The following is a 21208-nucleotide window of genomic DNA, read 5'->3' as shown; positions in this document are numbered from 1 at the left end:
GAGACCCAAAATGTCGCCGACTGCTCAACCAGCTCTTTTGCAGCAGCCCAAACCACTGTGTTTGACGTTATGACAATAAGCGCCTCAATGAGTTTCAAAGCCACTTACTACGCCACTCTCGCCGTCAACTTCATAACAGAACCCTTCGCTACGCATTGCTCCAGATAGTCTGACCACCACTGCATCATTTCAGCTCTAGGCTTAAGGTACAACGCGTGGTTATAAGCAGCACTGGTGTTATCGCGCTCTTGATGTGCTAGCTGTAGTTCTATATGTTCGTGAGGCCACCCTTCCTCATGCAGCACAGTTGAGGCTATACCACGAAAACCGTGCCCAGTCATCCGCCCTTTGTACCCCATACGCTCTAAAGCTTTAAGGATAGTGTTGTTCGACATAGGAGTCTTAGGGTTTCTTTCGCCTGGAAACAGTAGTTCGCGATGGCCTGTCAACGTATGCAGATTCTGAAGTAATTGCACAGTTTGGCGTGATAGCAGGACAATGTGCGGTGTACGCATCTTCATCCGCTCGGAAGGAATATCCCAACGCGCATTTTGCAGATCAAACTCTTCCCAACGCGCCCCTATCAGTTCACTGGTGCGTACAAAAGTCATTGCCATTAACTTCATTGCCATACGCGTCACACTACTGCCTTGGTAGACCTCAATGTGTCGTAGCAATTCTGGCAGCTCCTTGGCATCTAAACGTGCATAGTTCTGCTTGCGACGACTCACCAGCACATCACTAGGGCGAATATCAGTCGCTGGGTTACGGGTCGCAAAGCCGTGCGCAATAGCATAGCGAAAGATTTGCCCACAGGTTTGCAATGAACGCTTTGCTATATCAAGCGCACCACGCCCCTCTATCGTTTTCACCATCTGGACGATCTCTGGCGCTAGTATTTCATCTACAGGACGCTCTCCTATTACAGGAAAAACATCTGTCTCTAAACGACGAATTACATACTCAGCGTGTCTAGGACTACGCATAGGTGACCAATGTGCCCACCATTTCCTTGCTATAGTCTCGAACGTATTTTCTACAGTACGTTTCTGGTCCTGTCGGTCAGCTTTACGCTGCTCCATCGGATCCACACCAACAGCCAACAGCTTGCGAGCCTCATCCGTCGCTTGGCGTGCCTGTGCTAACGAAATATCAGGATAGATACCTAACGCCATCAGCTTTTGCTTTCCATCAAAGCGATACGCTAACCGCCAAAGCTTAGAACCTGTAGTAGTAATGTGCAATTGCAACCCGCGGCCATCAGAAATTTTCTGTAAGCGTGAGCTAGGTTTAGCATTACGAATAGCCAAGTCAGTCAGAGACATAAGCGGTTCCTGTTGGTATTTTCAGTGACAAATCAAAGATAGCACAGGAATACCAACAACGATACCAGCACTACGATTAGCTTTGGATGGATCTCGCTGGACTGTTTAGGATAGAAAAAAGCCCGTAGAACGTTGATTCTACGGGCTTTTTGAATCTTGCTGGACTTGCTTAGACTAAGCAATGGCGGGAATGGAGGGATTCGAACCCTCGATGCGGGTATAAGCCGCATGCTCCCTTAGCAGGGGAGTACCTTCAACCTCTCGGCCACATTCCCAGCAAAAAAGCTATTCTAGCACGAGTAAAACGAATTTTGCTAGCCCTAGAATGATTTTTTCCTAGGTACGCGATCAAAGACCGCGTACCAGCGAATTATTGCGCTTTTTCTTGATCCAATTCGAAGGTTTTGTGCAGTGCACGTACTGCCAATTCCATGTATTTTTCGTCGATCACTACAGAGGTTTTGATTTCGCTGGTGCTGATCATCTGAATGTTGATGCCCTCTTCGGACAACGCACGGAACATAGCACTCGCCACACCGGCGTGACTACGCATACCAATACCCACGATGGATACTTTGGCAACCTTGCTGTCGAATACGATTTCGCCTGCACCCACTGCTGGGCCTACCTGAGTTTCCAACAATTCGTTGGTACGGTCAGCATCAATACGATTGACGGTGAAGGAGAAGTCAGTAGTACCTTGTGCAGACAAGTTCTGCAAGATCATGTCTACGTCGATGTTAGCGGCAGCGATTGGCCCCAAGATGGAATAGGCCACCCCTGGGGTGTCAGGTACGGCACGCAGGGTAAATTTGGCTTCATCGCGGCTAAAAGCGATACCTGAAACAACGGCAGCTTCCATTTTTTGATCTTCCTCGAATGTAATCAGTGTGCCCGAGTTTTTCTCTTCCTCGAGCGGAATTTCTGGGTCGGTAAGCGAAGACAATACGCGTACCGGCACACGGTATTTACCTGCGAACTCTACCGAGCGGATTTGCAGTACTTTGGAGCCTAGCGAAGCCAGCTCAAACATTTCCTCAAAGGACACTACGCTCATGCGACGTGCCTCTGGCACTACACGAGGGTCCGTCGTATAGACACCATCCACATCGGTAAAGATCAAGCACTCTTCTGCGCTCATGGCAGCAGCAATCGCTACGGCTGACGTATCAGAACCACCACGACCCAAGGTCGTAATGTTGCCGTTGTCATCAATACCTTGGAAACCGGTCACAATCACGACGCGCCCAGCATCCAGATCGCTCTGTACGCGTTCGCTATCAATAGATTTAATGCGGGCCTTGGTATAGGCGGAGTCTGTATGTACAGCTACCTGCCAACCAGCGTAACTACGTGCAGGCACACCCATTGCGATCAGCGCCATCGCCAGCAAAGAGCTGCTGGCCTGTTCGCCGGTTGCCGCAAGCATGTCCTGTTCGCGTGCATCGGGACGTGGGCTAATTTCTTTAGCCAAACCCAGCAAACGGTTGGTTTCACCAGACATAGCAGAAGGTACAACTACGACTTGGTGACCGGCCGCATGCCATTTAGCCACGCGTTTTGCGACATTTCTGATGCGCTCCACGGAGCCCATAGAAGTGCCACCATATTTTTGTACGATCAAGGACATCTTATTACTCGAAAATCAATAGGAATGGTGTCTGTGTACCCCAAAAAGGGCCATTCTATTCTAACGACATTTTTTACCCACCCATGGGGCATTTATCAGACTTTTCATGCATATTGTTGCAAAATCACACGCCCTTGGCGACAAATCACGTAAAACGCACCATGTTTTACTTGCATCTGCCTATCAAAGCCTAACGCGTGTAAGGTGCGCATCTGACGCATCATGTCGTCGAGTCGCGCTTCCGTTGGCATTTTCAAGCCTGCCAAGGCCAACCAATGGCGTATTACCTGTGCCTGACGCACAGGGCTTAGTTCACGCCACGATTTCAAATCAAAACTGTGATCTCGTGTGCGGTAATCCAATTTTTGCAAATCTTCAGCAGCAACTTCTTCCAGTAACTGGGCGGCATCGCGGCTTAACTTCGCATGACGTGTCAGTATTTTCTGCCACCCTTGCCAGCGCTCATTCAACTGCGGCTTTAGGCGCTCACGCACCGCACCGCGTGTGTAATCATCATTGAGGTTGGTGCTGTCTTGAACAGCCGTCCAACCTAAGCGTTGGCTCATCAGCTCGCCTACAGCCACAATACGGCTACGGGGTATATCCAACCATGGGCGCAACACCATAAAGCCGTCACGCGAGCTAACAGGCGCCATAGCGCCCAAGCCAGTAGGCCCAGAACCCCGCAATAACCGTAGCAACACAGTTTCGGCCTGATCATCTTGGTGATGCGCCACAAACACATGCTGTACGCCTGTACGTTGGCATAGCGTGTGAAAAGCTTGATAACGGGCATCGCGCGCAGCCGCTTCTATTCCGGTACCGGACAGCAGATCTACGTTTACCCTTTCGATGTGGATGCTGGCCCCAATCAGGTTGGCCAGATTTTGCACGTGCAGCGACCACTGATCCGCAATTTCTTGCAAACCATGATGTACGTGAAAGCAATGTAGAGGCAGTTCTAGCGCATGCGCCCAAACTGCCATGTGCAGCGCCAAGGCTGCCGAGTCCACCCCACCACTCAATGCTACCGCAACCTGCTGCGGCGCTGGCTGCGGCAGGTTGGTATACAGCGTATGGATGGACTGCAATAAGCCTACATCGCACAGTTCAGCCAACGGATGGGCATGTACCTGTGCGAGTGGAAATTTACGAACGAACTTCCTGGAAACGGCCATAAGACAGCAAACGCTCCAAGCGACGCTCACGCAGTTGCTCAGGGCTCAAGCCAGTCAACTGGCGTAAGGACTCAGCCAATGCACGTCCCAATTGACGGGCCATCGTGGCTGGATCGCGGTGTGCGCCACCTACAGGCTCATTCACCACTCTATCAATCAACTCCAACTCTTTAAGACGCGGAGCAGTAATGGCCAAGGCTTCTGCGGCTACCGATGCTTTATCAGCACTGCGCCACAAAATAGAAGCACAACCTTCTGGGGAGATGACCGCGTAAGTTGCGTATTGCAGCATCAATACGGCATCACCTACCGCAATTGCCAAGGCACCGCCCGAACCACCCTCACCAATGATGGTGGTGATAATAGGCACTTTTAGCTCGGCCATCGCGTACAGATTATGCCCAATAGCCTCAGACTGACCGCGCTCTTCTGCACCAATACCTGGGTAAGCACCGGGGGTGTCTACAAAGGTAAAGACAGGGATATTGAATTTTTCAGCCAAACGCATCAAACGCAAGGCTTTGCGATAGCCCTCTGGACGAGGCATACCGAAATTACGACGTGCGCGTTCTTTGGTATCACGGCCTTTTTGATGGCCAATCACCATGCAAGGCACACCATTAAACCGCGCTAAACCGCCGACGATCGCTTGGTCATCCGCGTACATACGGTCGCCATGCAGCTCATGGTAGTCAGTGAAAATTTCATTCACGTAGTCCATGGTGTAGGGACGTTGTGGGTGGCGGGCCACCAACGCAGTTTGCCAAGGCGTTAATTTTTCGTAGATGCTACGCGCCAAGGTCTGGCTTTTTTGTTGCAGCCTGCTGAGTTCTTCCGAAATATCAACAGCAGAATCCGTTTGAACAAAACGTAACTCTTCGATCTTGTTTTCGAGTTCAGCAATAGGCTGCTCAAACTCCAGAAATGTATTTCGCATTGTTGTGTCTTCGGGTTAATCGCTAATTCATTCGCTTTCGGCAATAGGATCCAGGCTACGCCACAGATACCAAGTTGCCACCGTACACCAGGGAGTCCAGGCCTGAGCCACTTCACGTGCCTCAAAGCGGGAGACTGGCTCACCACTGTAATAATGTTGAGAGATTGCCCGGATTAATCCGGCATCATCCAACGGTAATACATCTGCACGATGCAGGTTAAAAATCAGGAACATCTCTGCCGTCCAACGGCCTATGCCACGAATAGCACAGAGTTCTCTGATAATGGCCTCATCGTCCATATCTTGCCAACTTTCTGGGTTTACCTTGCGCTCTTCAAAATGTAGTGCAAGATCCAGAATATATTCGGCTTTGCGTTTGGGCATACCCATCTGTTGCAAGGCTGCGACTTCCAACGCTAACACATCAGCGGGCGTCGCAGGCGATGCAAACGCATTATTAAATCGTTCCCAAATAGCCTCCGCATTGCGGCGGCTCACTTGTTGACCAATCACAGCCCGCACTAATGTAGCAAAGGCTTCTGAAGGCGGTTTCAGGTGTTCTTCAGCAAACGTGGGGATGATTTTACGCAGAATCCTATCGCGTTTCATCAAATGTGTTTTGGCTTCATCCCAATAATGCGGTTTATGCACTATCTCTGCTCCTAGGCTCGTCGCCACTGAGTGACGCCACCCGCCTTGTCTTCTAGCTCAATACCCGCGTCGTGCAATTGCTTGCGCAAGGCATCAGCCTTGGCGAAATCACGGTCAGCTTTGGCTTGAGTACGCTCTGCTACCAGAGCATCAATAGCGTCATCGGTGAGCTGGCCTTCGGTAGAGCCTTGACGTGCATCACGCACATAACGGGATGCAGAACGCAAATACTGCGCAGGATCTTTTTGCAACAGACCCAACACGCCACCCAATGCTTTCATCAGGCTGGCGCTTTGTTGGCATTTGTCACGGTTGGCAGCAGCAGAAAGCTCAAACAGCACTGCTATGGCACCAGCCGTATTGAAATCATCATTCATGGCCGCCGCAAAACGTTGTGCTGCTGGCAATGTCCAATCAATTTCTTGTTCGGTTGCAGGCACGTTTGCCAAGGTTTGATACAAGCGGTCTACCGCTTGTTGTGCATCAAATAAGTTATCGGCTGCGTAATTTTGGGTGCTGCGGTAGTGGTTGCGCACAATAAAGAAACGCAACATCTCAGCTTCGCGCGGGTTTGCCACATAGGTAGCTTGATCCGCTGCGCCGCCATCTGCGGCAATGGTTTGACGAATATTACGGAAATTGCCCAGCGATTTGGACATTTTCTCGGCATCAACCATCAAGGGGCCGCAATGCATCCAGTAGTTGGCCATGGTGCCGCCAAACGCACCTTCAGACTGCGCAATCTCGTTTTCATGGTGCGGGAACTTCAGATCAGGACCGCCACCATGTATATCTAGGGGCATGCCTAGTAAGGTATGGCTCATGGCCGAGCACTCAATGTGCCAGCCCGGACGACCTAAACCGTAAGGGGACTCCCATTTGGACTCTGCCGGCTCTTCGGCTTTGGCGGATTTCCACAACACAAAATCCAGCGGGTCACGTTTGCCATCAGTCACCGCAACACGCTCGCCAGCGCGCAAATCATCCAAGGTTTTACCTGACAATTTGCCGTAACCATCGAACTTGCGTACGGCAAAGTTCACATCGCCATCGCTGCCCTGATAGGCTAAGCCGTTTTCTTCCAGCTTGCGGATAATACCCAACATATCGCCCACATATTGGGTGGCACGAGGTTCGGCATTAGGGGATTCCACGCCCAAGGCACTTTCGTCAGCGTGCATAGCGGCAATATAGAACTCAGTTACCTCACCTAAGGTGCGGCCTGTTTCTACGGCGCGACGAATGATCTTGTCGTCGATATCTGTAATATTGCGCACGTAATTGACCTGGTAACCTGACTGACGCAGCCAACGCTGAATCACGTCAAAGCTGACCAACATGCGAGCATGACCAAGGTGGCAGAAGTCATACACCGTCATCCCACACACATACATGCGCACAACGCCAGCCTGACTAGGCTTGAATTCCTCTTTGCTACGCGACAATGTATTATAAATGTGCAACATGTACAGTAATCACTTAAAAATCAATACGATAGAATAAAAAAACACGCCAACGCAAGCGTGAATCACCACCAAACCAACAGACACGCTAAAATGACGGATCGTAAAGTATACCAATAAAGGCATCTGACTTCGTGAACCAGACTCTTAATCGCCTGCAAGCGTGTGTATTCGCCTCGCTTTTCATTATAGGGGGTATTTCCAGCATTGCTCATGCTCAAACCCCTCACACCAGACTCTCTGCGCAAGATCAAGAGATTTTTGCCAATGAAGTGCAAGAGGATCGAGGCTGGAAAGGTTTGGCCCGCATTTTGGACTCCATCAGCCCCGGCGCTGACACGTCACGCCCATTAAGCGCCAGTGAGATCACTCAGCGTATTCAGCGCATGCTAGATGCCGGACAAGCCGCTGAAGCCTTGGACGCCATTGAAAAACGCTTGGCACAACGTGAAGCGCGCAACGAAATAGGCTCTGACGTACAACTGTTGTTTTTACAGGGCAGAGCCCTATCGGCGTTAAAACGCCACGACGAAGCCATCGCTGCGTACCAACAACTAACTATTGATGCCCCTGAACTGCCCGAGCCATGGAATAATCTGGCCGCTGAATATATGCGCCAAGGCAAATTGCAAATGGCTCAAGAAGCACTAGAAATGGCACTGGCTGCCGACCCTAATTACCGAGTTGCTCGTGCCAACATGGGTGAAGTGCAACTGATGCTGGCTAACGAGTCTTTTAAAGCCTCGGGACAGCTAGGCCAAGGCCGTTCACAACAAACCCAGCAAATTCTGCAACAATAACTGTTTAGCGTATTTTTAACGAGCATCGCCTATTATGCAAAACTTACCCTTTTTCAAGTCTGCGCATGTCCTGGCTATGCGCCTCTTTACTCTTGCCGCCCTGCTCTGTTTTGCAGGTCTGGTGTATTCACCAGCGCATGCGGCCTCATCAACTACAACACAAGGTAGCGCCATGAGCACAAACCCAAAAGTTAAACTGCAAACCAACAAAGGCGACATCATCATCGAATTGAACGCCGAAGCAGCACCTAAAACAGTAGAAAACTTCATCGGCTACGTGCAAGACGGTTTTTACGATGGCACGATCTTTCACCGTGTGATCAACAACTTCATGATTCAAGGCGGTGGCTTTGAAGCTGGCATGAAGCAAAAACCCACAAAATCCCCAGTAGAGAACGAAGCGAACAACGGCCTGAAAAACGACCAGTACACACTGGCTATGGCTCGTACTTCCGATCCTCACTCTGCTACAGCTCAGTTCTTCATCAACGTGACGAACAACGACTTCCTGAACTTCACTTCCCCTACACCTAATGGTTGGGGCTACGCCGTATTCGGTAAAGTCGTTGAAGGCCAAGACGTTGTAGACAGCATGAAAGCAGCGAAAACTGGCAACAAAGGTTTCCACCAAGACGTACCAGTGGAAGACCTGATCATTGAAAGCGCCACTATCGTTGAATAAACGGGCGTTACGCGGCACCGTTTGGCTTGCCGCGGATATACACCTGGGGCCGCAAGGCCCCCATACATCAGCGGCCTTCTACCAGTTTTTGGAGCAGGCCGCTGATGTATGTGAGCACCTGATTTTAGTGGGTGACATCTTCAATGCGTGGATTGGGGACGAGCAAATACATGCCCCTGAATCCTGGCTAAACGATGCTCTGCAGCACCTACAGCGCTTTAGCCAACGCAAAAAGCTCTATCTAGTACGTGGCAACCGCGACTTCTTAATAGGCAAACAGTTAGCCTCATTCTTACAGGCCGAACTACTGCCCGATCAAGTCATACTGCGCACCGATGCGTTTGAGTTTTTGTTAATGCATGGCGACGAGTTGTGCACAGATGACCACAGTTACCAGCGTTTTAGACGCATTGTGCGTCACCCGCTGACACAAGCCCTGTTCTATAGCCTGAGCTTAAAAGCCAGACAGCGCATTGCCAACTTTTTCAGAAAGCGCAGCAAAGCCGCTGGCCAGCATAAAACGTACCAGATCACCGACGTGAACACCGAGGCATGCCTAGACATCATGCTGCAGAATAATCAGCCTACGCTGATACACGGGCATACTCACCGCCCTGCCCTGCATCAGGTGGACGCCGAACACCCTAGCTATAGACGCATTGTGTTGCCTGACTGGGAATTCGATCACAGCCAGCCACCACGCGCAGGATGGCTATCTATTACCCCTGAGCACATCACCTTGCACCGCCAAGGCCATGATGACCTACTGTGCGATGTAGTCTCTACTCCCACGCAACAGCAACAGGCCAACGTATAAACGCTGGCCTGTATTCACTCGTACCGCTGTACGCTTTCTTTCTTAGTCGATGACGTCAGGAATGATCGTGCGCTGAATTGAGCTATCTAAGGACTCATAGCCAAAGTAGTTGATCAACTCATACAGTTCGGCACGTGTTTGCATGTTCGGTACGCTGCTGGCCGCAGAACCTGTTTGCTTCAGGCTAGTGTAGAAAAGCTCCATCGCTTTGGCCGCAATACGCAAACTGGATACTGGCCAAATCGCCATGTCGTAGCCTAATTCCTCAAACTCTTTTGCAGAGGTTTGTGGTGTACGACCAAATTCCGTCATGTTCGCCAACAAAGGGACATCAATTTCCTTAGAGAAAATTTCGAACTCTTCTTGTGTGGTCAGCGCTTCGGGGAAAATAGCATCGGCGCCGGCTTGCACATACATCTTGGCGCGAGCAATAGCCGCCTCCAACCCTTCGCTGCCTGCCGCATCGGTACGCGCAATAATACGTAGGTCACTACGTGCCTTAGATGCCGCAGCAATTTTGGCAGCCATGTCTTCAGGGCTAACCAATTGCTTGCCGTTCAAGTGACCACATTTCTTAGGCAAAATTTGATCTTCTAACTGCACTGCTGCCACGCCCACGTCTTCCAGCTCGCGCACCAAACGCATGACGTTTAATGCCTCACCAAAGCCTGTGTCGCCGTCTACTACCAGCGGCAAACGGGTAACGCGCACAATGGCCTGAGCGCGTGTGACCAGCTCTTCCATGGTGATCAAGCCTAAGTCGGGCAAACCCAGTGATGCTGTTAACGCACCACCTGACAGATACAAAGCCTCAAAACCGGCATCACGCGCCAGCAAACCACCAATGGGATCGTATGCACCCACGATGGAAATGAATTTCTTCTGTTCCCAGTAGCTTGCCAGTTGAGCCCCTAGACCACGCGGTTGCGGCTGCTCTAACCACACAGCTTTTGCATCGGTATTAGTCATTATTTCCATCCATTCATATAACGAAATTTATAGCGTAGGAACGCACACAGCACCTTCCATCAGGCGACGCTGCGTACGCACAATACTTGCCGAAAGAATCTGTGGTGTAGGCAGCCCGGCTTGCTGCACTAAATCCACACCCACTTGCACCACACCGCTGGGTGAACCCAAACGTATAGCGCTCAAATCCACGTCTTCACCCACACACTGCTGCACCACACTGCCGGCAATCGCTGCTGCGGTTGCGGTAGCCAACGACACAGTAATAGGTGCTGCGCGATGCGGTTGCCCCGCTGAAATCATGCGCACCATCACATCCACATCACGTGCGGCGATTTCCTGACCGTTGAGCGCCGTATAGGTTTGCGCCTTACCCACCATGCACAGTTTAGGAATAGCAATAATGCGTGCTGCCTCTTCCATCGAGGCGGCAATTCCCATGCGCACCGATGCGGCTTGGCGTAAATGCTCTAAATCCGCCAACAATGTGGCATGCGCATCTACGGCATCCGGCATGATGTCAGCACTCACACCCAGTGCTTGCGCTTGCACAAATACCGCAGGGATAGCCGAGTCCACCAGCGTCGCCGGCACACTGCCGCCCTGTGCGGTAGGTAAATCCACCACCACTGCCTCGGCAGGCAGCACACCGCGACCACGCGTATTGGCAGGGTCTTCAAAACTCAAGGTGACGGGTGCACCAGCAGAAGCCAAACCCGTGATGCGAGTATCGCCACTCACGCACGCTTCGCCGCCTTCTACCGCAAAACGCGACACAATAATCTTGCCGGAGTTGGTGTTATGGATCCTGACCACACACTCACCATCAACCGGCCCATCCACCATTTTTTCGTCGTAGGCAAAAGGCCCCACCGCAGAACTCATGTTGCCGCAGTTACCGCTGTAATCCACATTAGTACCGGTAACGGAGATTTGCGCAAAGGTGTAGTCCACATCCGCACCCTCTACTGAGCTAGGGCCTATGATGCAGACTTTACTCAGCGACGACTGCCCGCCACCCATGCCGTCCAACTGCCTGCCATAAGGATCAGGACTACCCAAAGCTGCCAAAAAAATAGCGGGCCATTGATGTTGATCTGCAGGTAAATCAGCGCGTTTCAGCATCAGCGCCTTAGAGGTGCCACCGCGCATGAACACGGCGGGTATACGTTGTTGATGGGCCATGCCTGTTGTCTACTCCATGTTGTTTTCTAACTGGCTGGAAAATGCGTTCCAGCTTGCGGTCAAATGTCGACGCATCAGCAGCGCAGCCAATTCGCTGTCTCGCTCCATGATGGCCTCTACAATGCGTTGGTGCTCTTTCAACGCAACCTGCCCCCTGCCGCGCACATTTTTATGCTGCGAGCGCAGTAAAACCAATTGCGGATACAGCTCTTCGCTCAACGCACGACGAATTAACTCGTTGCCACTTAGCTGGGCAATCAGGTTGTGGAAATCTCTATCACCACTACGTTGCAAGTACGCACCCGAAGGGTGACTTGCTACGGAGTGTGCATCCATCTCTAACAATGGCTGCAATGCCGCCTTAGCCGAATCATCCACATTCAGCGCCGCCAATCGTGCCGCTTCGGTTTCCAATGCAGCACGTACCTCATAAAGCGCTTTAGCATCTGCTGCCGTCATCACACGCACACTTGCCCCAATATTGGGCGTGAACGTTATCAACCCCAACGCCACCAAACTACGTAGGGCTTCTCGTACCGGACCACGGCTGATATCAAAACGCTCAGCCAACACCACTTCCCCCAACCTATCACCTGGCTGCAACTTTCCAGCCATGATGTCATTGGCCAGTTCTTGGGCAATTTTCATGCTTGCCGAACCGTGGCCTTGGGGATCAATACCTGACATTGTAAACAATCTTAGTCTCGCAATAAAAATAGGTAGAGTGTGTTTTTACTGAAATATAGCATTAACCCCTTAATAAAACACATATTCTAGTAGAAACCCTAATTGATGATAGAAACCTATGGAAGTCCAATAGCCTTACACAAACACACATTGTAAACATTTTCAGTTTGGCGCTCTGCCTTCATCAGGAATAAGCAATGAATTTCAAACGCATCAAAACATGGGCAGCCACATTGTTGGTAGGTAGCTCTCTGACCTTGTCCGCTGCTGCACCCGCTGTAGCACAAAAAGCAGATAACTGGCCTAACCAGCAAATCACCTTTGTGATTGCGTTAGGACCTGGGGGCTCTGCTGACCGCACCGCACGTCTGGTCGCACAACAAATGCAAGAAAAGCTCGGTGTACCTATTCGTGCCATCAACCAAGAAGGCGGTGGCGGCCATGTGGGCCAAGTGTATTTCCGCAATATGCCAAAAGACGGCACTTTCTTTTTGGTGACTTCCATTCATCCCTACATCAGCAGCGCCATTCTAAATCTGGATGCTGACTATAGTTTGGATGACTTTGCATTTGTGAACGGCCAATGGACCGACATGGACTTGTTTGCGCTGAATGCCAAACTGCCTTACCAAACCTTGGACGAGTTTATTGCAGCCATCAAAGAGCAACCCGGCAAATTCCGTATCAGCGTAGTGCCTGGCTCAACTGGCCACATCAACACCATTCAAATGCTGCAGGCTTACGGTTTAGAGCCTGATGCTGTCAATATCGTGACCTACCAATCCGGTAATGCCGCACGTACAGCAGTAGCGGGTGGTCAAGTAGAAATGGCTGTATTAGCGGCTGATGGCACTATTCCTATCGCCGAATTTATCCGCCCATTGGCTGTGGCATCGGATGAGCGTTTAGAAGAATGGGATGCCCCTACCTTGAACGAAGTGCTGCAACAAGCTGGCCGCGAACCGGTACAAACGTTGGTGGGTTCCATGCGCGGTATCGCTGCTCACGCCGAATTTAAAGAACAGTACCCAGAGCGCTTCGAGAAATTTGCTGAAGCCTACCGCGAAGTGCTGTCCAATCCAGAGTTCAAAGAAACCTTGAAAAAACAAGGTATTGGTTCGGACTGGCTAGGCCCAGATCGCACTACCGAAATCATCTACAAAAACTTTGAAGTGCTAGAGCAGTACAAAGATCAACTCTAATAGCCCTGGGTCTGGCGGGCACTTTTGACTGAACGAACAGTCGCCAGACCCACCGCTTTGGAAACCTCTAATGGCTACACGAATTTCTCTTACACACCTTGTGTTTTTGCTGGTGGTTTGCGCCGCCGCAATCTTCCTCAACTGGAGCGCCTTCAGTGCTTCAGACAAACTCTACAACCTGATCGTGGTGGTACCCAGCGGGATAGCTTGCGTACTGTTGGTGCTGTGTATAGCCATCAGCAATTTACGCAAACCTGCCACCAAAACCTCCGCAACACCTAGCGAAGCACAAGCAGCTCGCAAATCCACCTTAGGCGATCTCTTGCTGTTGGGTGCTTTTGCCGTTTTCTGCCTTAGCCTGACTACTGTCGGCTTTGATGTCGCCACCTTCGTTTTTGTGTGGGTAGGCATTTTAATGGGCGGTGAGAAAAACAAAATTGCGCCACCTATTTTTGCGTTCTTGTTTACCTTGGCGCTGATCAAAGGGTTTGGCTCTTTGTTCCCATTCCCTATGCCACTTCTGGTGTTCTGAGATGATTGATACTTTCGCTTTTTCTCAGTCTTTGGGCTTGCTGTTCACCAGTTTCGACCCTTGGCTATTCGTGATTCCCGGCCTCATTATTGGTCTGGTTTTTGGTGCTGTACCCGGTTTGCAGATCTCCATGGCGATGGCAGTATTTTTGCCAGTAACGTGGGCAATGGACTTCCTGCAAGCCATGCTGTTCTTAACCGCTATCTTCACAGGTGGTGCATACGGCGGCGGGGTGACAGCGGTGCTAATGAACATACCTGGCTCATCGTCCAGTGTCGCCACGGCCTTTGATGGCTACCCCATGGCGCGCCAAGGCAAACACAACGAAGCGCTGGGTATTGGTCTGGGTGCATCTGTTGTAGGGACGTTCATCGGTTACGCGCTACTGATGCTGCTGATTCAACCCTTGGCTGGCATGGTCTTGCGTCTAGGCCCGCTAGAAATGGTGATGATCGTACTGTGGGGCTTGGCACTAATTGCTACCCTGAACGACAGCACCGTACTTAAAGGCTTGTTGGCTGGTGCTTTTGGCTTGCTACTTAGCCAAGTAGGTATGTCGTCTACCGGTACGATGCGCGCCACCTTGGGTACACCGTACCTGATTGATGGTATTGCCGTAGTACCCGCCATGATTGGTTTGTTTGCCGCGTCCGAATTACTGCGTTTGCGTTCTAGCACCTACTTGGTGGAAGACAAAGCCGCACGTAGCATTTCACTGCGTAAAATTTTAGTAGGTTTCAAAGAAGTCTTTAAGTACCCAAAAATCCTGCTCAAAGGCAGTTTTATTGGTGCACTGATTGGCGCTGTGCCCGGTGTAGGTTCATCTGTGGCTAACTTGGTGGCCTACGGTGAAATCCGTCGATCCTCTAAAGAACCAGAAAAGTTCGGTACAGGCTGCACAGAGGGTTTAATTGCTGCGGAGTCTTCTAACTCTAGCTCCGAAGGCGGTTCCATGACAGCGCTGCTCGCCTTGGGTATCCCCGGCGGTGCGGCAACAGCGGTACTGTTGGCAGCGTTCTCGTTCCATAACTTGGTAGGTGGCCCGTCCTTCATTCGCGACCAACGTGATGTGGTCTACGCCATCATCATGGGTAACTTTGGTCAGGTGATTTTGCTGGGTATTGTTGCCCTGATGATTTTGCCTATTCTAGGTCTGGTCGTACGCATTCCTCTGAACTATCTAGTGCCTTCCGTCTTAGCGTTGTGTGCATGGGGTGGTTTTGGGATTACCGGTACTATTGCTGGCCCTATTACCGTCATGGTGTTTGCAGGTCTAGGTTGGTTGATGCGCCGACACGACTACCCGGTAGCCGCTACTGTGATTGGCTTATTGCTAGGCCAAATGACAGAAAGTGAACTGGTGCGCACCTTGCAGATCTCTGGTGGTAGCCCACTTAGCTACATTACCGAACGTCCTATCGCTATAGGCTTGCTGGTCTTGTTCATTGTCTCGGTCATCATCATGCCTATGCTGCGACGCCAGAAAATGAAAAAAATGGCGCAAGCACACTAATGATGAATCGTGTTTCTAGCTATATGCAATCCCGCTCCAAGGGCTTAATCGCCCTTGGCGTAGGTTTACTAGGCGGCCTAAGCTTCATACAAATGGGCCTGTCTCTGCCGTGGGTGCTAGGCAGTTTAGTAGCGTGTTCCCTTGCTGCTCTTTGTGGCGTAAAACTGGCCATTCCTTCTGCGTGGCGCGGTTATGCCATGGCCATGTTGGGCACTATCCTCGGCAGCAGCTTTTCCCCTGAAACATTACATACGCTAAGCCAATGGGTTCCCACCCTAAGTGTGATGCTGATTCTGACGGTGGTGTACTTCCTGATCAGCTTCAAAGTACTGGCACGCTGGTCTGGTATGGATAGAATCAACGCCACTTTTGCAGCCATTCCCGGTGGTTTATCCATTGTTAGCGCCATCGCCGACAGCTATAAAGCCGATAGCAGACGCATTGCCTTAAGCCACTCTGCACGCTTGGTCGCCTTGCTTGCGCTAACCCCCATCGTGCTGCACTACGTAGGCCATTACGAGCTACCCGCCAGCGCGCTCCCCATTGGGCAATATGCCGATCAAGCTACGTTTTCATGGGTATCGCAATTGGTATTAGTGGGTTGTGCCGTAGCAGGATGGTTACTCGCACGACAACTACGCTTTGCTACCGGCATGTTGCTGTTCCCGCTGTTGTTTTCCGCGATTTTGCATGCATCAGGATACACCCAAGCCATTGCTCACCCTGCTGCCGCAGCACTATCCCAATTAGTGATTGGCACCAGTGTAGGCGTACGCTTTGTGGGCTACAGCTGGAAAGTCCTGATCAAAGACGGCTGGTTATCCATACTTGTGGGTATAGGTTTAGCTTTGCTCGCTGTAGTCTGCGCCCTTGCCTTACACACCCTCACTGGCGCACCTTTTGGTGCTGTATTCCTGGTATTGCTACCAGGTGGCGCACCCGAAATAGGCGTCATGGCGTTGGCGTTAAACATAGACCCCGCCATCGTGACCACTCACCACCTGATCCGTGTGTTATTTCTGGTCAGCTTCTTGGGTTGGATCACTAGTCGTATACCAAATAGCACTAAATAAATTTACGCGACGACTGCCCCTTGCCACAAAAAAAGCCCGACTCATTAGAATCGGGCTTTTTATCGTTTCAGTGCTTAGCAATTACGCATACAACCACAGCAATACAACCGCACCTAAGGCGATGCGATACCATGCAAATGGACGGTAGGTGTGACGTGATACGAAGCGCAGTACAGCTTTCACTAAGAACAGCGCACTAAAGAAAGCCAATACAAAACCTACGGCAATGCCCCAGCCTTGCTCTACGTTCAAGCTAGCACCGTTACGGTACAAGTCGTACACGGTGGCTGCCATCATAGTAGGCATGGCCAAGAAGAACGAGAACTCAGTCGCTGTTTTACGGTGTACACCTGCCAGCATCCCACCCACGATAGTAGCGCCGGAACGTGATGTGCCTGGCACCATCGCAATACACTGCGCGAAGCCTACTACCAACGCTTGTTTCCAGGTGATTTCTTCTAGCGAATAGGCGGTAGCTTTTTCGGATGTGGCGGTTACACCGTCTTCTACTTTGTAGTTAGGGTGCTGTTTTGCGTAGGCTGGCTTACGCTCTACCCACAGCATAATCAAACCACCAATGACCAGTGTGAACACAAATACCAAGGGGTTATGAAATAGCGCTTTGATGTATTTGATGGTCAACGCACCGATGATCGCTGCAGGCAAGAAGGCAATGATCAGGTTTCGGGTGAACATCATTTCGGTGCGATCACCGCTAAATGTGCCTTTGATCAATTGCCAAATACGCGCTCTGAATAGCCAGATCACCGCCATGATGGAACCAAACTGAATCACCACCTCAAACACTTTATTACTGTCTGAGGGGAAGGATATCCACTCACCTAACAGCAACAAGTGTGCTGTACTGGAAACCGGAATAAATTCTGTGAACCCTTCAATCAGGCCCAAAATCGCAGCTTTGATTAAGTACAGCGTGTAGTCAGTCATGAAAACCCGGAAATAGCAAAAATCAATGAAAATGGGCTGTGTATAACCGTAGCCCTGACGCAGGAAAGTGGCGTTTTCTTGCCTTGCTGCATCACGAATAAAACAGGGGTATTTGAACACGACCCAAGATCAAATCACAATGGGCTGTTTACGCCTGCTTACCTATAGCCATCTGTAGCGATTACCGCGCAGTCGCCCGTTCTACTAACCTTGAACATAACGGCCCCACTTTGTGCCCGCATCGCTAATAAAAACACCCCAACATTACAAGAACATTGGGGTGTTTTTTATTACTTCACGGTGCGCTTATTCAGCCAAGTGCACCATCATTTGTGTGAAGATTTTTGGTGTAGCCGCAATGATGTTGCCAGACTCGTACCAGGTTTGTTCGCCAGCGAAGTCGCCCACCAAACCACCTGCTTCCAGTACCAACAACGCACCCGCAGCCATATCCCACTGTTTTAGATTAGTTGCTACAAAGCCGTCCAAACGACCACATGCCACATAAGCCAAATCCAGCACAGTCGCGCCTACGCGGCGTACAGCAGCGCAATCGCTCAACATAGCGGAAAATGGGGAGGTGCTTTTCACCACGCCGCCGGAATCCGCCACGTGTGCGCCCAACAGTGCGTCATGGTATTTGCGCAAGCTAGAAACACGCATACGACGGTCGTCCAAGAACGCGCCGCCGCCACGAGTGGCGTGAAAAATTTCGTTTTTAGCTGGATCAAAAATTACGGCATGTGTAGGCACGCCTTTGTTCAGCATCGCAATGGAAATGGCGTAGTGAGGGAAGCCGTGAATAAAGTTGGTGGTGCCATCCAACGGGTCGATCACCCACACGTTTTCAGGGTTGTCATTGCCTTCGGGCATGAGTTCGCCTGTTTCTTCGCCAATAAACCCATGGTCAGGGTACGCTGTACGCAGTATGTCAATGATTGCTTCTTCAGCTGCCGCATCAATTTCGGTTACGTAATCGCCGGGGCCTTTGCGGCCAACTTTGATTTTTTCTAGATCCACGCTAGCACGGTTAATGATGGTGCCTGCTCGGCGTGCCGCCTTGATGGCGGTATTCAGCATGGGATGCATAGATAATCCGTTCGGTAAAATTTTCCTGCTCTTGTGCTGCCCGAATGCAATAATAGGGCTACAAAAGCTTTCTGTATCAATGTATTTATGACACAAACATCGGCACACACCAATCACCCTGCCTTCGAGCAGGTTCGCTTCATTATGGTACGGCCCAGCCATCCCGGTAACGTGGGGGCTGCAGCACGCGCAATCAAAACTATGGGCTTTAAAGAACTGTGTTTGGTGGCACCAAAACATGAGCACATTACCGAGCACGCCGAAGCGATCGCTCTGGCCAGTGGTGCAACCGATGTTTTAAGCCAAGCCTCTATCGTACCAAGTTTAGAGCAAGCATTGGCGCCTGTTTCACTTTCTTTTGCGCTAACAGCCAGACCGCGTTATCTAGGGCCTCCGCCATTAGACATACGCCAAAGCGCAACATTGGGTGCGACACACCTGTCTGAAGGCGCAGGGAAAATTGCGGTTGTATTGGGCACAGAGCGTACAGGGCTCAGTAATCAAGAGCTGGAAAGCTGTCAGCACCTGTGCCATATCCCGGCGAATCCTGAGTACAGTTCGCTGAATGTTGCCCAAGCACTGCAATTAGCCGCGTGGGAATTGCGTTATGCATTATTGCAACAGTATGAGCTAGAAACTATGCCTATCGCCCCCGGAAAGGTGGATCCAGGCAAGGCATTGGCCACCATGGGGCAGTTGGATGCCTTTATGACGCACTTTGAGGAAGCCTTAATAGGCGTGGATTTTTTAGACCCCGAAAACCCCAAAAAACTGCCTACTCGTATGCGACAAATTTTTAGTCGTAATCGTCTAAGCGTGGACGAAGTGGCGATGCTGCGCGGTATGTGCACCGCCATGCTTAAAACAGCAAAGCTCGCCAAATAATCGCCACGATTGAGGCAAACGCCACGACGTAGAGTACGTCGTTTTGCCCTCACAACACGCACGACGATGCCTAGATGGAATCACTTCCTCTAGGCATTTTTATTGGGTGCGAAGAACCTGCGTCTAGGCCTTAGCGGGATCTAAAATTTGCAGCAACGCTGACAAACTTTGGTCCAACACCGCTAGCTGTTCTACCGCCATGGGAGCCAGCATCTTACGCTCGTTATCCACGTGTATAGCCACTACCTTGTTAATCAAGGCCAAGCCTTCATCGGTGAGCTGCACCAGCATACTGCGCGCGTCTTGCTCATTAGGCAGTCGTACAATCCAACCCTTGCTTTCCAGGCGTTTTAGCCTGTGCGTCATGGTGCCAGATGTCACCATTAAGGTGTAGAACAAGGCCGTAGGGCTTAAGCAATACGGTGCGCCACTGCGCCGTAGCGCCGCCAACACATCGAACTCCCACAAGCACAAACCGTATTCGGCAAAACACTCGTCTAATCGTTGTTCTAACAACATGGCACAACGGTTAATACGCCCTATGGGGCCCATGATTTCTACATCTAAATCAGGGCGCTCACGTCGCCATTGATCCAGAATCATCTCTACCGCATCGTTCTTCTTGGTCATCACATGCCTTTGCATTTATCTTGACATCAAGATAAAAAGCTCTCAGAATGAATTTATCTTAAATTCAAGATTAATCCAAAATGACTGCTCCTGTCTCTACTTTTCCGTGGCGCGATAGTTTGCTCACAGCACTGGCCCCTGCCATTTGGGGGTCTACCTATATTGTGACCTCTGAGATTCTGCCACCCGATAGGCCATTTACGGCGGCGCTCATACGCGCACTGCCCGCAGGCATACTGCTGGTATTACTCACGCGCAAACTGCCTTTACGCCAAGACTGGCTACGTTTACTCATCTTGAGCGCATTAAATATTGGCGTGTTTCAGGCCTTGCTATTCGTCGCCGCGTACCGCCTACCCGGCGGCTTAGCGGCTGTGCTAGGCGCTATACAACCGTTATTAGTGATGGTGCTAGTCTGGGCTGTAGAGGGGAAGTCCCCCGCACAAACCACCTTATGGTCAGCAGTAGCGGGGGTAATAGGCATGGCGATTTTATTGTGGTCACCACAAACCCAGTTTGAACCCATAGGCGTCGCGGCTGCCCTGTTAGGTGCAGCCAGCATGGCCGCGGGTATTTGGCTGACCCGACGCTGGCAAGTGCAGCTACCTGTACTAGCGCTTACGGGTTGGCAGCTACTGTTAGGCGGAGCCATGTTGGCCCCTGTAGCCTATTTGGTGGATGCCCCGTTGCCCCACTTAACCGCCACGCAATTTCTGGCTTATGCCTACTTGTGTTTGGCGGGTGCCTTGTTAGCCTATGTATTGTGGTTTAGAGGGATTGTGCGACTGCCTACGGTTGCTGTGGCGTCCCTAGGCTTACTTAGCCCCTTAACAGCCGTGATCTTAGGCTGGGCATTATTGTCACAAGCCATGAGCGGTTCAGCACTGGTGGGTTTACTGATTGTGTTAGTTAGTGTGTTTGCGGTGCAGTGGACCTCTAGCAAGCGCTAGCAGTGCATCATTAAAAAAAGGTCATTGAGGAACCCTCAATGACCTAAAGAACTGCTCCCTAA

At 50.9% G+C, this 21208-nt stretch carries 21 protein-coding genes and 1 tRNA gene; 9 read left to right on the top strand and 13 right to left on the bottom strand.

Features of this window, described 5'->3' with window-relative positions; all coding sequences use genetic code 11:
- Positions 1-107 precede the first annotated feature (107 nt).
- The 7 genes from ACLPHM_RS16075 to cysS form a co-directional block, all read right to left on the bottom strand.
- Complete coding sequence (locus ACLPHM_RS16075; RefSeq protein ID WP_430222214.1) at positions 108-1325, bottom strand: tyrosine-type recombinase/integrase; 1218 nt, start codon at positions 1323-1325, stop codon at positions 108-110.
- Positions 1326-1507: 182 nt separating this feature from the next.
- A tRNA-Ser gene (locus tag ACLPHM_RS16070) sits at positions 1508-1600 on the bottom strand.
- 95 nt (positions 1601-1695) lie between these two features.
- The gene (locus ACLPHM_RS16065; RefSeq protein ID WP_430222213.1) at positions 1696-2955 is read right to left on the bottom strand and encodes an aspartate kinase; all 1260 of its coding nucleotides are present in this window, start codon (positions 2953-2955) and stop codon (positions 1696-1698) included.
- Between the two features lie 104 nt (positions 2956-3059).
- Positions 3060-4133: a tRNA lysidine(34) synthetase TilS gene (tilS, locus tag ACLPHM_RS16060; protein ID WP_430222212.1), complete on the bottom strand. Its 1074-nt coding sequence runs from the start codon at positions 4131-4133 to the stop codon at positions 3060-3062.
- Complete coding sequence (locus ACLPHM_RS16055; RefSeq protein ID WP_430222210.1) at positions 4105-5070, bottom strand: acetyl-CoA carboxylase carboxyltransferase subunit alpha; 966 nt, start codon at positions 5068-5070, stop codon at positions 4105-4107. Before ACLPHM_RS16055 ends, tilS begins: the two co-directional genes overlap by 29 nt.
- Positions 5071-5097: 27 nt before the next feature.
- Positions 5098-5679: a DNA-3-methyladenine glycosylase family protein gene (locus tag ACLPHM_RS16050; protein WP_430222279.1), complete on the bottom strand. Its 582-nt coding sequence runs from the start codon at positions 5677-5679 to the stop codon at positions 5098-5100.
- A 53-nt stretch (positions 5680-5732) separates the two neighbouring features.
- Positions 5733-7187, bottom strand: coding sequence for a cysteine--tRNA ligase (cysS, locus tag ACLPHM_RS16045; protein ID WP_430222209.1), 1455 nt, complete (start codon positions 7185-7187; stop codon positions 5733-5735).
- Between the two features lie 131 nt (positions 7188-7318).
- Here cysS and ACLPHM_RS16040 point away from each other — a divergent pair, with 131 nt between their 5' ends.
- From ACLPHM_RS16040 to ACLPHM_RS16030, 3 genes are all read left to right on the top strand, one after another.
- Positions 7319-7984, top strand: coding sequence for a tetratricopeptide repeat protein (locus ACLPHM_RS16040; RefSeq protein WP_430222208.1), 666 nt, complete (start codon positions 7319-7321; stop codon positions 7982-7984).
- A 172-nt stretch (positions 7985-8156) separates the two neighbouring features.
- Entirely contained in the window at positions 8157-8666 is a 510-nt protein-coding gene (locus ACLPHM_RS16035) for a peptidylprolyl isomerase (protein ID WP_430222207.1), read from the top strand.
- Entirely contained in the window at positions 8641-9483 is an 843-nt protein-coding gene (locus ACLPHM_RS16030; RefSeq protein WP_430222206.1) for a UDP-2,3-diacylglucosamine diphosphatase, read from the top strand. Before ACLPHM_RS16035 ends, ACLPHM_RS16030 begins: the two co-directional genes overlap by 26 nt.
- A 42-nt stretch (positions 9484-9525) precedes the next feature.
- Here ACLPHM_RS16030 and prpB read toward each other — a convergent pair whose 3' ends face one another.
- From prpB to ACLPHM_RS16015, 3 genes are read right to left on the bottom strand one after another with little or no spacing between them, the layout of a single operon-like run.
- The gene (gene prpB / locus ACLPHM_RS16025) at positions 9526-10452 is read right to left on the bottom strand and encodes a methylisocitrate lyase (protein ID WP_430222205.1); all 927 of its coding nucleotides are present in this window, start codon (positions 10450-10452) and stop codon (positions 9526-9528) included.
- Between the two features lie 27 nt (positions 10453-10479).
- Positions 10480-11637, bottom strand: a complete 1158-nt coding sequence (locus tag ACLPHM_RS16020; protein ID WP_430222204.1) for a PrpF domain-containing protein — start codon at positions 11635-11637, stop codon at positions 10480-10482.
- A gap of 9 nt (positions 11638-11646) precedes the next feature.
- The gene (locus tag ACLPHM_RS16015) at positions 11647-12324 is read right to left on the bottom strand and encodes a GntR family transcriptional regulator (protein ID WP_430222203.1); all 678 of its coding nucleotides are present in this window, start codon (positions 12322-12324) and stop codon (positions 11647-11649) included.
- 197 nt (positions 12325-12521) lie between these two features.
- On the opposite strand from ACLPHM_RS16015, the gene ACLPHM_RS16010 reads away from it, so the two are divergent.
- The 4 genes from ACLPHM_RS16010 (at position 12522) to ACLPHM_RS15995 (ending at position 16644) form a co-directional block, all read left to right on the top strand.
- Positions 12522-13526, top strand: coding sequence for a tripartite tricarboxylate transporter substrate binding protein (locus ACLPHM_RS16010; RefSeq protein ID WP_430222202.1), 1005 nt, complete (start codon positions 12522-12524; stop codon positions 13524-13526).
- A gap of 70 nt (positions 13527-13596) precedes the next feature.
- Positions 13597-14058, top strand: a complete 462-nt coding sequence (locus ACLPHM_RS16005) for a tripartite tricarboxylate transporter TctB family protein (protein WP_135866445.1) — start codon at positions 13597-13599, stop codon at positions 14056-14058.
- A 1-nt stretch (position 14059) separates the two neighbouring features.
- Positions 14060-15571, top strand: a complete 1512-nt coding sequence (locus ACLPHM_RS16000; RefSeq protein ID WP_430222201.1) for a tripartite tricarboxylate transporter permease — start codon at positions 14060-14062, stop codon at positions 15569-15571.
- The gene (locus tag ACLPHM_RS15995; protein WP_430222200.1) at positions 15571-16644 is read left to right on the top strand and encodes an AbrB family transcriptional regulator; all 1074 of its coding nucleotides are present in this window, start codon (positions 15571-15573) and stop codon (positions 16642-16644) included. The genes ACLPHM_RS16000 and ACLPHM_RS15995 overlap by 1 nt, the downstream gene beginning before the upstream one ends.
- Positions 16645-16725: 81 nt before the next feature.
- Here ACLPHM_RS15995 and ACLPHM_RS15990 read toward each other — a convergent pair whose 3' ends face one another.
- Together ACLPHM_RS15990 and ACLPHM_RS15985 are read right to left on the bottom strand one after the other, a co-directional pair.
- Positions 16726-17592 (bottom strand): undecaprenyl-diphosphate phosphatase, encoded by an 867-nt coding sequence (locus ACLPHM_RS15990; RefSeq protein WP_430222199.1) that lies wholly within the window; start codon positions 17590-17592, stop codon positions 16726-16728.
- Positions 17593-17898: 306 nt separating this feature from the next.
- Complete coding sequence (locus ACLPHM_RS15985) at positions 17899-18681, bottom strand: inositol monophosphatase family protein (RefSeq protein WP_430222198.1); 783 nt, start codon at positions 18679-18681, stop codon at positions 17899-17901.
- 87 nt (positions 18682-18768) lie between these two features.
- Here ACLPHM_RS15985 and ACLPHM_RS15980 point away from each other — a divergent pair, with 87 nt between their 5' ends.
- A complete protein-coding gene (locus ACLPHM_RS15980; RefSeq protein ID WP_430222197.1) occupies positions 18769-19566 on the top strand; it encodes an RNA methyltransferase in 798 nt (265 codons plus the stop codon).
- A gap of 123 nt (positions 19567-19689) precedes the next feature.
- Here the strand turns inward: ACLPHM_RS15980 and ACLPHM_RS15975 are convergent, their stop codons facing one another.
- Positions 19690-20196 carry a MarR family winged helix-turn-helix transcriptional regulator gene (locus tag ACLPHM_RS15975; RefSeq protein ID WP_430222196.1) on the bottom strand — a complete coding sequence of 169 codons (507 nt, stop codon included), beginning with the start codon at positions 20194-20196 and terminating at the stop codon, positions 19690-19692.
- Between the two features lie 80 nt (positions 20197-20276).
- Here ACLPHM_RS15975 and ACLPHM_RS15970 point away from each other — a divergent pair, with 80 nt between their 5' ends.
- Positions 20277-21146: an EamA family transporter gene (locus ACLPHM_RS15970; RefSeq protein WP_430222195.1), complete on the top strand. Its 870-nt coding sequence runs from the start codon at positions 20277-20279 to the stop codon at positions 21144-21146.
- Positions 21147-21208 lie beyond the last annotated feature (62 nt).

This window comes from Paenalcaligenes sp. Me131 (assembly GCF_050487225.1).
Taxonomy (GTDB): Bacteria; Pseudomonadota; Gammaproteobacteria; order Burkholderiales; family Burkholderiaceae_B; genus Paenalcaligenes.
The sequence above is the reverse complement of the archived record's forward strand: the minus strand, read 5'-3'. Positions and strand labels throughout refer to the sequence as shown.

Excerpts from the sequence above, each read along its gene's own strand:
- cysS (WP_430222209.1), bottom strand. The coding sequence starts at position 7,187 with ATGTTGCACATTTATAATACATTGTCGCGTAGCAAAGAGGAATTCAAG.
- ACLPHM_RS16065 (WP_430222213.1), bottom strand. The coding sequence starts at position 2,955 with ATGTCCTTGATCGTACAAAAATATGGTGGCACTTCTATGGGCTCCGTG.
- ACLPHM_RS16000 (WP_430222201.1), top strand. The coding sequence starts at position 14,060 with ATGATTGATACTTTCGCTTTTTCTCAGTCTTTGGGCTTGCTGTTCACC.
- prpB (WP_430222205.1), bottom strand. The coding sequence starts at position 10,452 with ATGACTAATACCGATGCAAAAGCTGTGTGGTTAGAGCAGCCGCAACCG.
- ACLPHM_RS15985 (WP_430222198.1), bottom strand. The coding sequence starts at position 18,681 with ATGCATCCCATGCTGAATACCGCCATCAAGGCGGCACGCCGAGCAGGC.
- ACLPHM_RS15970 (WP_430222195.1), top strand. The coding sequence starts at position 20,277 with ATGACTGCTCCTGTCTCTACTTTTCCGTGGCGCGATAGTTTGCTCACA.
- ACLPHM_RS16050 (WP_430222279.1), bottom strand. The coding sequence starts at position 5,679 with ATGAAACGCGATAGGATTCTGCGTAAAATCATCCCCACGTTTGCTGAA.
- ACLPHM_RS16005 (WP_135866445.1), top strand. The coding sequence starts at position 13,597 with ATGGCTACACGAATTTCTCTTACACACCTTGTGTTTTTGCTGGTGGTT.
- ACLPHM_RS15990 (WP_430222199.1), bottom strand. The coding sequence starts at position 17,592 with ATGACTGACTACACGCTGTACTTAATCAAAGCTGCGATTTTGGGCCTG.
- ACLPHM_RS16010 (WP_430222202.1), top strand. The coding sequence starts at position 12,522 with ATGAATTTCAAACGCATCAAAACATGGGCAGCCACATTGTTGGTAGGT.
- ACLPHM_RS15975 (WP_430222196.1), bottom strand. The coding sequence starts at position 20,196 with ATGACCAAGAAGAACGATGCGGTAGAGATGATTCTGGATCAATGGCGA.
- tilS (WP_430222212.1), bottom strand. The coding sequence starts at position 4,133 with ATGGCCGTTTCCAGGAAGTTCGTTCGTAAATTTCCACTCGCACAGGTA.
- ACLPHM_RS16035 (WP_430222207.1), top strand. The coding sequence starts at position 8,157 with ATGAGCACAAACCCAAAAGTTAAACTGCAAACCAACAAAGGCGACATC.
- ACLPHM_RS16020 (WP_430222204.1), bottom strand. The coding sequence starts at position 11,637 with ATGGCCCATCAACAACGTATACCCGCCGTGTTCATGCGCGGTGGCACC.
- ACLPHM_RS15995 (WP_430222200.1), top strand. The coding sequence starts at position 15,571 with ATGATGAATCGTGTTTCTAGCTATATGCAATCCCGCTCCAAGGGCTTA.
- ACLPHM_RS16015 (WP_430222203.1), bottom strand. The coding sequence starts at position 12,324 with ATGTCAGGTATTGATCCCCAAGGCCACGGTTCGGCAAGCATGAAAATT.
- ACLPHM_RS16075 (WP_430222214.1), bottom strand. The coding sequence starts at position 1,325 with ATGTCTCTGACTGACTTGGCTATTCGTAATGCTAAACCTAGCTCACGC.
- ACLPHM_RS16055 (WP_430222210.1), bottom strand. The coding sequence starts at position 5,070 with ATGCGAAATACATTTCTGGAGTTTGAGCAGCCTATTGCTGAACTCGAA.
- ACLPHM_RS15980 (WP_430222197.1), top strand. The coding sequence starts at position 18,769 with ATGACACAAACATCGGCACACACCAATCACCCTGCCTTCGAGCAGGTT.